The organism is Myxococcus sp. AM009 (genome assembly GCF_013372605.1).
Classification (GTDB): domain Bacteria; phylum Myxococcota; class Myxococcia; order Myxococcales; family Myxococcaceae; genus Myxococcus; species Myxococcus vastator.
The window spans coordinates 1-7,736 of record NZ_JABXEP010000245.1; the positions used below are offsets into that span (position 1 = coordinate 1).

The window sequence follows — 7,736 nt, forward strand, 5'->3', positions numbered from 1 at the left end:
GGGCGAATCTTCGCGTGGCTGCCGGATGGCCGCGCGGGCAGCGCCGCTGTCCGGGGCGGGAAGGGGGAGCGCGTGTCCGTCGACATCCACCTGGAGGAGACGGGCGCCGTCGCCGCGGTGATGGATTTCGGAGACGGCCACCTCTGGGGCAGCCGGCAGGAGATCACCGTGGACGGCCACTGGGTCGGCGCGTCGCACTACACGCTGTGGGATGGCAGCATCTTCGTGCCGGGGCTGAAGCCGGGCAAACACGTGCTGCGCACCTCCAACGGAGACGTGGAGTTCAACGTCAACGCCCGCGAGGTGACGAACCTGGGCGTGCTGAGACGGCCGCCGGAGCCCGAGGCCGCGCGCTCTGATTCAGAGGTCGCGGCCTCGGCGCCGTGACTACCGCGCAGCCTTCCGCAGCTCGTCGTCGATGATGGCGCGGAAGTGCTCCACCGGCCGGGCGCCCGTCACCTGGCGGCCGTTGATGAAGAACGTGGGCGTGCCCGTGGCGCCCACGCGCATGGCCTGGGCGACGTCCGCGGACACGTGCGCGTCATGCTGGCGCGAGTCCAGCGCCGCGTTGAAGCGGCCCACGTCCAGGCCCACCTGCCGCGCGTAGTCCTCCAGCGACGCCCGGTCCAGCTTGCGCTGGTTGGCGAAGAGCACGTCGTGGAACTCCCAGAACCTGCCCTGCGCGTGCGCCTCCATGGCAGCCTCCGCCGCCAGCTTCGCGTTCGGGTGCTGCGTCAGGGGCTGGTGCTTGAAGGCCACGCGCAGCTTGCCAGGATACGCGGCCTCCAGCGCCTTCATCGTCGGCACCACGCGGGCGCAGAACGGGCACTCGAAGTCCGAGAAGGCCACCACCGTCACCGGCGCGTCGGCCGGGCCCCGGGACGGCGCGGCGCCCACGTCCACCTGCTGGATGGCCGGCTCCTCCGGCATCAGCTGCTGCGTGGGCGGGCTGTCCTTCCCGGCGGAGATGGTTCGCGCGTACACCTCCACCGGCCGCACGCCCGTCCGCACCAGGGCCTCCGCCTTGCTCAGCTCCTCGTCCATGACACCCGTGAAGACCTCCAGTGGCTGGGCTCCGCTGATGAAGCGGCCATTCACGTAGAAGGCCGGCGTGCCGGTGGCGCCCAACTGCATCGCCAGCGCCTCGTCCTGGCGGACGCGCTCCGCCAGCCGCGGGTCCGCGCGGTCCTGGTTCCAGCGCGAGACGTTCAGGCCCACCTTCATCGCGTAGCGCTCCAGGTCGGCCTCGCTCAGCGCACGCGGGTTCGCGAAGAGCGCTTCATGCATCTCCCAGAACTTGCCCTGCTCACCCGCCGCCAGCGCCGCCAGCGCCGCCGGCCAGGCGCGCGCGTGGTTGGCCAGCGGATGGTGCTTCATCACCACGCGCAGCTTGCGGCCGTAGCGCTCCTGGAGCTGCTTCACCGTGCCGTTCGCGCGCGAGCAGAACGGGCATTCGTAGTCGGAGAACTCCACCAACGTGATGAGCGCGTCCTCCGCGCCCGCCGTCGGAGAGTCATTCACCGGCACCTTGTAGACGGTGGGCGAAATCGGCGCACGGGGCCGCGCGCCGGGGGCGGGCGCCTTCGCCGCGAGGTTGGCCGCATGGGCCGTTCCCGTGGCCAGCTCCGTGGGACGCGCCACGCGCCCCCCCGCGAAACCCAACGCCAGACCGACACTCAGGCTCACCCAGACAGACGACTTGGACATGGTGTTCTCCAGGAAAAAGACACACCCGTGGCGCCGCGGTCCGCCGCGTGACACCACCGGACCAGGCTTGCTCAGGCCCGGCGCCCAAGGAGTGGCGCGAGGCCCTTCGGAGTTTCAGCGCCGCCTCGAAGAATTTCCGCGCCGCTGGCGGTCCCCATGGGGGCAGGCAGGTGCCCGCCAGGTGGGTGGCGCTCCAGCGCATCCTGGCCGGGCCGGTGGTTGTCCGTCACCCGGCAGGCCCCACCTTTGAAGCAGGAAGGAGGTCAGGGCCTCATGCTGCGCAAAGCAAGCGGGTGGGTGTTGGGCCTCGCGGCGCTGTCGCTGCTGCTCTGTGGCGACGGGGCGACCGCGCAAGGCACACAGCAGGAGCCCGCGCGGACGGAGCAGGCGCCAACAGGGCAGGCCCTGACTTCGTCGGACGCCGCGGCGCTCCAGCGCGAAGTGAATCAGCTGCGCGCCGAGCTGCTGCAGCTCCGCCAGGAGGTGACGCAGCTCCGCGGGCAAGTCGCGGGCACGGGCGGCGCGGGCATTCCTCCAGGCGCGAGGGTGGTGAGTCCGCAGCGGGACACGGCCGCCCAGCAGGACACCGGCGCGCAGCCAGGCACGGGAGGCGCCGGCTCCTCGGGCGTCGTCAGTGACGTGCCGCCCGCGGGCGCGGACGTGCCATCGCCTCCCGGTACGGCCGTGGTGGATGCCGTCTACACCGGCGTGGTGCGCTCCGTGGGCGACACGGAGGTGGCCATCGCCGTCGGAGACGGTCCGCCGCTGACGCTTCGCGTGGACCCCCAGACGCGGGTGTTCCGGGACGGGCGCAACATCGCCTTGCGGAAGCTCGAGCCCGGCGAGCAGGTCCGCGCGGTGGTGAATCTGCTGGATGAGGAGCGGACGATGGAGATCTCCGTGCTCCCGTCCAATCCACCCCGGAAGTGAGGTGCCAGGTCCATCCACGCCGCGTCAGTCGCACGCCCGATGCTCGTCCCCGAGGCGGAGGTTCCCACCATGTCTGCTTACGACCGTTACCGTGCACTCCTGAACAAGCTGCGGCTCGCCCGCGCCCGGCACCCTGAAGGCGATTCACCCGAGGAGGACGGGCTGCTCGACGACATGGATGACGTCTGGATGGAGATGAGCGAAGGCGAACGCTCCGCCATCGCCACCGAGAGGGCCCGGGTGCTGGGCCTCCCCGAAGCCCAGCCCGCGGACTCGGCGGCGCAGCCCTGATGCCGCGGCCCTACTTGCGCACCGGTGGAAGGGAGGAGCCCGGGGAGGCCGCGCCGCCGGACTCCGGCTTCATCCGCCGCGGTCCGGCGTCCCGCTCCCGCGCCTTCAGCACCGCGTGGGAGTAGTCCACCACCGAGGCGAAGGACAGCACGCCGATGAGCGCGACCAGGGGCACCACCGCGGGGGGAAACAGCAGCACGCACAGCAGCGTCACCAACTGCAAGGAAGTGACGGCCTTGCCCAGCATCCGCGCCTTCAGCTCGACGGAGCGCAACCCGGGCGCCAGGCGAGCGACGAAGAAGCCCACGGTGGTGCCGACGTCGCGCAGCACCAGCAGCAGCACCGCCACCCCGCTGATGAGCCCGTCCAGGTAGCAGACGAGGAGGGCCGTCACCATGAAGGCGCGGTCGGCCACCGGGTCGATGAGCGCGCCCAGCCGCGTGGCGAGCCCCCTGTGCCGGGCAATCCACCCATCCAGGAAGTCCGTGAAGGCGGCCAGCACCACCAGCCCCGCGCGAACCCAGGCATCCGGGACGAGGATGAAGGCCACCGCCAGGGGCAGCCGGGTCAGCGACAAGGTGTTGAGCAGCGCGAGGCTCGCCTGACGGCGCATACGACTCAAGGTAGTGCTCGGTCCCCGCCGCGCACGTTCCAGGGGCGGCGAGCGTTCAGCGGTAGACCCACCCCCGGGGACACAGGGCAGGCAGGGAGCGGCTGGATTCGAGCGGGCGTGAGGGAACTTCAGGCCCATGAGAGACCTCCAACCCGCGGCGCCACCTGTCGTGCCGCCCTGACTCCTGGAGATGGCTGCTTCGTGTCCGCGTTCGACTGTCCGCCGTGCCCGTCCTCCTCGTCCCTCCCCGCCACCGAGGGCCGCTTTCGTCCGTGGACCTGGACGCTCCTGTGGGCCTTGTGCCTGCTCCCTATGTCCGGGGGGGCCGCGGAGGAGGGCCAACCCCGGCCCGCGACGAAGGAGGAGCTGGCGCGCTACACATGGCTGCCGGCCCAGGCGGTGGTGCGCCCCTTGGAGGCCGCCGTGGCGCCGCCGGAGGGCTACACGCGGGTGCCGGTGGTGAAGGGCTCCTTCGGGGCCTGGCTGCGAGGCCTGCCGCTGCGGCCGGAGGGCACGCCGGTGCTCAGCCACCAGGGCGGGCGGATTCTGGCGGCGGGGGACGCGCGGCTGGCGGCGGTGGCGGAGCTGGACGTGGGCACCGCGAACCTCCAGCAGTGCGCGGACTCCGTCATCCGCCTCCATGCGGAGTGGCGCTGGGCCAGCGGCACTCGGGAGCGCCTGGCCTACCGCTTCACCAGCGGGCACCTGGCGCAGTGGCCTCGGTACGCGGAAGGGGACCGGGCGCGGGTGTCGGGCTCGAAGGTGACGTGGGTGCGCGGCGCGGCCCCGGATGCCTCACGCGCCAGCTTCCGCGCGTGGCTGGACCTGGTCTTCACCTACGCGGGCACGCACTCACTGGAATCCCTCAAGGGGCGGCCCTCGCGCGAGGACGTGCGGCCCGGGGACTTCTTCGTGCTGGGTGGAAGTCCCGGGCACGCGGTGCTGGTGCTGGACGTGGCGGCCAACGCGAAAGGGGAGAAGGTGGCGCTGCTGGGGCAGGGCTTCATGCCCGCGCAGGACTTCCACGTGCTCTCCGCCGGAGGCGACACCGGACCCTGGTTTCCGCTGGAGGGCGAGGACGTGGTGACGCCCTTCTGGAAGCCCTTCCCCTGGTCCTCACTGCGGCGCTTCTGACCGCGGGCCGCGGCCTCGCCGGCCGTCCTGGGTGGAGCCCCCCGGCTTCACCTGGACGGCGCGGGGCGAGGCCTGGCCTCGCGGTGCCATCACGAGTGGAGCGGCTGGCCCAGGCTCGGCTGCTGGGACGCGGCGGCCGCGGCGGCGGAGGCCTCCGGCTCACGCGTGAGGTACTGGATGAGGCTGTTCTCCTTGCCCAGGTACGTGTCGAACTGATTCACGCCGTCCTCCAGCAAGCCGGCCTGCTCGAGCTGCGCGTGCATGGCGGGCAGGTTGTAGAAGGGCACGGAGGGGAAGGCGTGGTGGGTGAGGTGCAGGTTCACGTTGAGCGGCGCGATGAAGAAGTTCTCCAGCGCGGTGCCCAGCACGTCGCGCGTCTCGCGCGTCTCGTCACCGGACGTCGTCTCCTCGATGGGGTGCTCACCCAGGGCGCGCATCCGGAAGAAGGCCATCATCACCGTCGTCGTCGGCAGCACCCACAAGAGCAGCCAGTGCAGCCACGCGCCCGTCGTCACCAGCACCGTGACGAGCGTGGCCACATACAGCCAGTAGCGCAGGTGCTCGCCCGCGGAGATGCGCGGCTGGGCGCGGCCCACCAGGCGACCCCAGTACGTCCAGGGCAGCACCACCTTCAGGTGGTTGGGGGCGTACAGGCCCAGCGCGTCCGCCAGGAAGACGGCCGTGGCGCGCATCGGCGTGCGGGGGAAGTGCCAGGAGGCGTCCACCAGCTGCCCGGCCAGGTACGGGTCCCGCGCCGTATTCACGTAGCGGTGGTGCAGCATGTGCTCGTGCCGGTAGCCCGCCGTCGTCATGTTGAGCGGGAAGGCGCAGAGCAGGTCGCTGACCACGTCCGACACCTTGCGGTTGGACAGGAAGTGGTAGTGCGCCGCCTCGTGCATCAGCGCTAGCAGCGCGTGCTGCCGCGTGGCGATGAGGACGGCGGCCAGCGGCCAGGCCCACCAGCGGTCCACGAAGAGCACGAAGGCAAATGCCGCCACGATGACCAGCCACTGACTGGCCATGGCCCACAGCGCCCGACCATTGTTCACCTGGGACATCTCCCGGGTGATGGCCGCCAGCGCCTTGCGGTCAACTCGGTGCGCGAACTGAATGTCTGCCTCATCCACCACTTGAGCGTACATGTCGGGGGGCTCCTTCTGCTTTACTCGGAAGCAGGGTGTTCCTGGACTCTTTCGCGCGGAAATGGGTGGTGAGGCAAGAAAATTCTTTCTGCAATGCACGCATTCCAGAGTGAGCGTGCCTATTTGGGTCTTCTTGTACCCCGTGGGGGTCTGATTTGTCCCGCCTATTCACTCAAGGTGGGGTGGGTTTCTACCCTTCTTTGTAGGAAATCACCCGCTCCGGGGTGGAGGTCGCAGGCCTCCGGACATGAAAAGGGCCTGGAGACCGGTGTCGGTCGCCAGGCCCTGGTTCACAGCGGGGTGGGTGGGCTCAGGTGGGGGTCCACTCCACCTTCAGGTGCTTCATCTGCCGCAGCACCAGGCTCTGCCAGGTGCCGAAGTCCTGGCCGGGGACGAGCTTGGGGTCCGGCAGCCGGTCCAGGAGGATGTTCGTCGTGATGTCGAACTGGAGCCGGGCCAGGGGCGCACCCAGACAGAAGTGGGTGCCGCGGCCGTAGGTGAGGTGCTGGGGCACCTTCTCCCGGTCCACGTCCAGCTTGCTGGCGTGGGGGCAGAGGGCTTCGTCCCGGCTGCCGGCGGCGAAGAGGAGCAGCAGGCGCGCGCCCGCGGGAATCTTCACCCCGCTCAGCTCCACGTCCTCCTTCGCGGTGCGAATCATGGCGTGGGAGACGGAGTCGTAGCGGCTGGACTCCTCGAGGAACTTCGGCACCAGGGCGCGGTCGTCGCGCAGCCGCTGCCACAGGCCATGCTGCAGGGCCACCTTCCAGGCGTTGGCCATCAGCGCGGTGGTGGACTCATGGCCGGCCGACAGCATGGACGCGCCCACGGCCATGACCAGCTCGTGCATGCTCAGCGCCTCGCCGTCGCTCTCCACGGCCACCAGGTAGCTGGTGAGGTCCTCCTGGGGGTGCTTCTTCCGGTCCTCGATGAGGCGGATGCAGTACTGCTGGAACTCGATGACGCCCCTGGCCATCTCCGGCTGGAGTTCGGGGGCCACGTACTCGAAGACGAGCTGCTGCCAGTCCGAGCTCCAGCGCTTGATTTTCCAGACGTCCTCCTGCGGCACGCCCATGACGCCGAGGATGACGTGGACGGGCAGCGGCCAGGCGAGCTGCTGCACCAGGTCCGCCTGGCCGTCCTGGGCGAAGCGGTCCACCAGGGTGGTGGCCATCTGCTGGATGAAGGGGCCCATGCCGGCGATGCGCTGCGCGGTGAAGCCCCGGTTCATCAGGCGGCGCAGGCGGGTGTGCTCGGGCGGGTCCATGCCCAGCAGCACGTGCGCGGTGGGGAAGCCCTGGTCCAGGATGGCCTTGGCCTCGTCCGTGAGGTGGGTGCCGCTGCCCAGCATGTCCCGGTTGGAGTACTGCGCCGGGCTCTTCAGCACCTGGGAGATGTCCTCGTAGCGGCTCACCAGCCACATGTTCAGCATGGGGCTGAAGCTGACGGGCTCGTCCTTGCGAAGCTGCTCGAAGAAGGCGTGTGGGTCCTCCGCGTGGGGGCCGGTGAAGGGGTTGTACTGGGCGCCCAGGTGGGGGCAACGGCCCGCGGATGCGTGGGCGGGAACTCCGGTCTCTTCCTGCTTTTGCGCGGACACGGGCATGGCGGGCTCGCCAGACGAGCGCGGCCCCCCGGCACGCGGTTCGTCTGCAACGGGTGGAGTGGCAATGGAGGGGCCAGGCCCCTACAGGCGGTGCGTCAGGGGTGTGGGGAGCCGGCGAGGAACGACCGGGCGGGATGGGGCTCCCCTAGTCCGCCTATACAACGAATTCTGGCTTTATTGCCAGCAAGGGCGCATTTTTTCATTTTCACTGGTTTTCAGTGCTGACGTTTGATTCCAGTAAAAATGCATCCTGCGCCGGACGGTGCGTGGAGGTTCACTTGGAGAGTGACTTCCGGGCGGGCCGCGGGCACACCTGGAG

7 protein-coding genes and 1 pseudogene are annotated in these 7,736 nt (G+C 70.1%); 4 read left to right on the forward strand and 4 right to left on the reverse strand.

What is annotated here, in order from left to right; translation table 11 throughout:
- Positions 1 to 387: pseudogene (locus HV824_RS33735) on the forward strand (carboxypeptidase regulatory-like domain-containing protein); the annotation flags it as partial.
- Here HV824_RS33735 and HV824_RS33740 read toward each other — a convergent pair.
- Entirely contained in the window at positions 388 to 1,707 is a 1,320-nt protein-coding gene (locus HV824_RS33740; RefSeq protein ID WP_176425101.1) for a thioredoxin domain-containing protein, read from the reverse strand. It abuts the pseudogene before it with no gap.
- A 273-nt stretch (positions 1,708 to 1,980) separates the two neighbouring features.
- Between HV824_RS33740 and HV824_RS33745 the strand changes: the two genes are divergently transcribed.
- Together HV824_RS33745 and HV824_RS33750 are read left to right on the forward strand one after the other, a co-directional pair.
- Positions 1,981 to 2,637, forward strand: coding sequence for a hypothetical protein (locus tag HV824_RS33745; protein ID WP_176420806.1), 657 nt, complete (start codon positions 1,981 to 1,983; stop codon positions 2,635 to 2,637).
- A 69-nt stretch (positions 2,638 to 2,706) separates the two neighbouring features.
- Positions 2,707 to 2,928 carry a hypothetical protein gene (locus HV824_RS33750; RefSeq protein WP_240358715.1) on the forward strand — a complete coding sequence of 74 codons (222 nt, stop codon included), beginning with the start codon at positions 2,707 to 2,709 and terminating at the stop codon, positions 2,926 to 2,928.
- Positions 2,929 to 2,938: 10 nt separating this feature from the next.
- On the opposite strand, the gene HV824_RS33755 is transcribed toward HV824_RS33750, so the two are convergent.
- Positions 2,939 to 3,541: a CDP-alcohol phosphatidyltransferase family protein gene (locus tag HV824_RS33755; protein WP_176420804.1), complete on the reverse strand. Its 603-nt coding sequence runs from the start codon at positions 3,539 to 3,541 to the stop codon at positions 2,939 to 2,941.
- A 117-nt stretch (positions 3,542 to 3,658) separates the two neighbouring features.
- Here HV824_RS33755 and HV824_RS33760 point away from each other — a divergent pair, with 117 nt between their 5' ends.
- Positions 3,659 to 4,675: a DUF4846 domain-containing protein gene (locus HV824_RS33760; protein WP_176425102.1), complete on the forward strand. Its 1,017-nt coding sequence runs from the start codon at positions 3,659 to 3,661 to the stop codon at positions 4,673 to 4,675.
- Positions 4,676 to 4,764: 89 nt separating this feature from the next.
- On the opposite strand, the gene HV824_RS33765 is transcribed toward HV824_RS33760, so the two are convergent.
- Together HV824_RS33765 and HV824_RS33770 are read right to left on the reverse strand one after the other, a co-directional pair.
- Positions 4,765 to 5,817 (reverse strand): fatty acid desaturase family protein, encoded by a 1,053-nt coding sequence (locus HV824_RS33765; RefSeq protein ID WP_176425103.1) that lies wholly within the window; start codon positions 5,815 to 5,817, stop codon positions 4,765 to 4,767.
- A gap of 310 nt (positions 5,818 to 6,127) precedes the next feature.
- The gene (locus HV824_RS33770) at positions 6,128 to 7,417 is read right to left on the reverse strand and encodes a cytochrome P450 (RefSeq protein ID WP_176425104.1); all 1,290 of its coding nucleotides are present in this window, start codon (positions 7,415 to 7,417) and stop codon (positions 6,128 to 6,130) included.
- Between the last annotated feature and the right edge of the window lie 319 nt (positions 7,418 to 7,736).

What these genes read in the sequence shown, in the direction of transcription:
- HV824_RS33740 (WP_176425101.1), bottom strand. Translation starts at nt 1,707, where the DNA reads ATGTCCAAGTCGTCTGTCTGGGTGAGCCTGAGTGTCGGTCTGGCGTTG.
- HV824_RS33755 (WP_176420804.1), bottom strand. Translation starts at nt 3,541, where the DNA reads ATGCGCCGTCAGGCGAGCCTCGCGCTGCTCAACACCTTGTCGCTGACC.
- HV824_RS33770 (WP_176425104.1), bottom strand. Translation starts at nt 7,417, where the DNA reads ATGCCCGTGTCCGCGCAAAAGCAGGAAGAGACCGGAGTTCCCGCCCAC.
- HV824_RS33745 (WP_176420806.1), top strand. Translation starts at nt 1,981, where the DNA reads ATGCTGCGCAAAGCAAGCGGGTGGGTGTTGGGCCTCGCGGCGCTGTCG.
- HV824_RS33765 (WP_176425103.1), bottom strand. Translation starts at nt 5,817, where the DNA reads ATGTACGCTCAAGTGGTGGATGAGGCAGACATTCAGTTCGCGCACCGA.
- HV824_RS33750 (WP_240358715.1), top strand. Translation starts at nt 2,707, where the DNA reads ATGTCTGCTTACGACCGTTACCGTGCACTCCTGAACAAGCTGCGGCTC.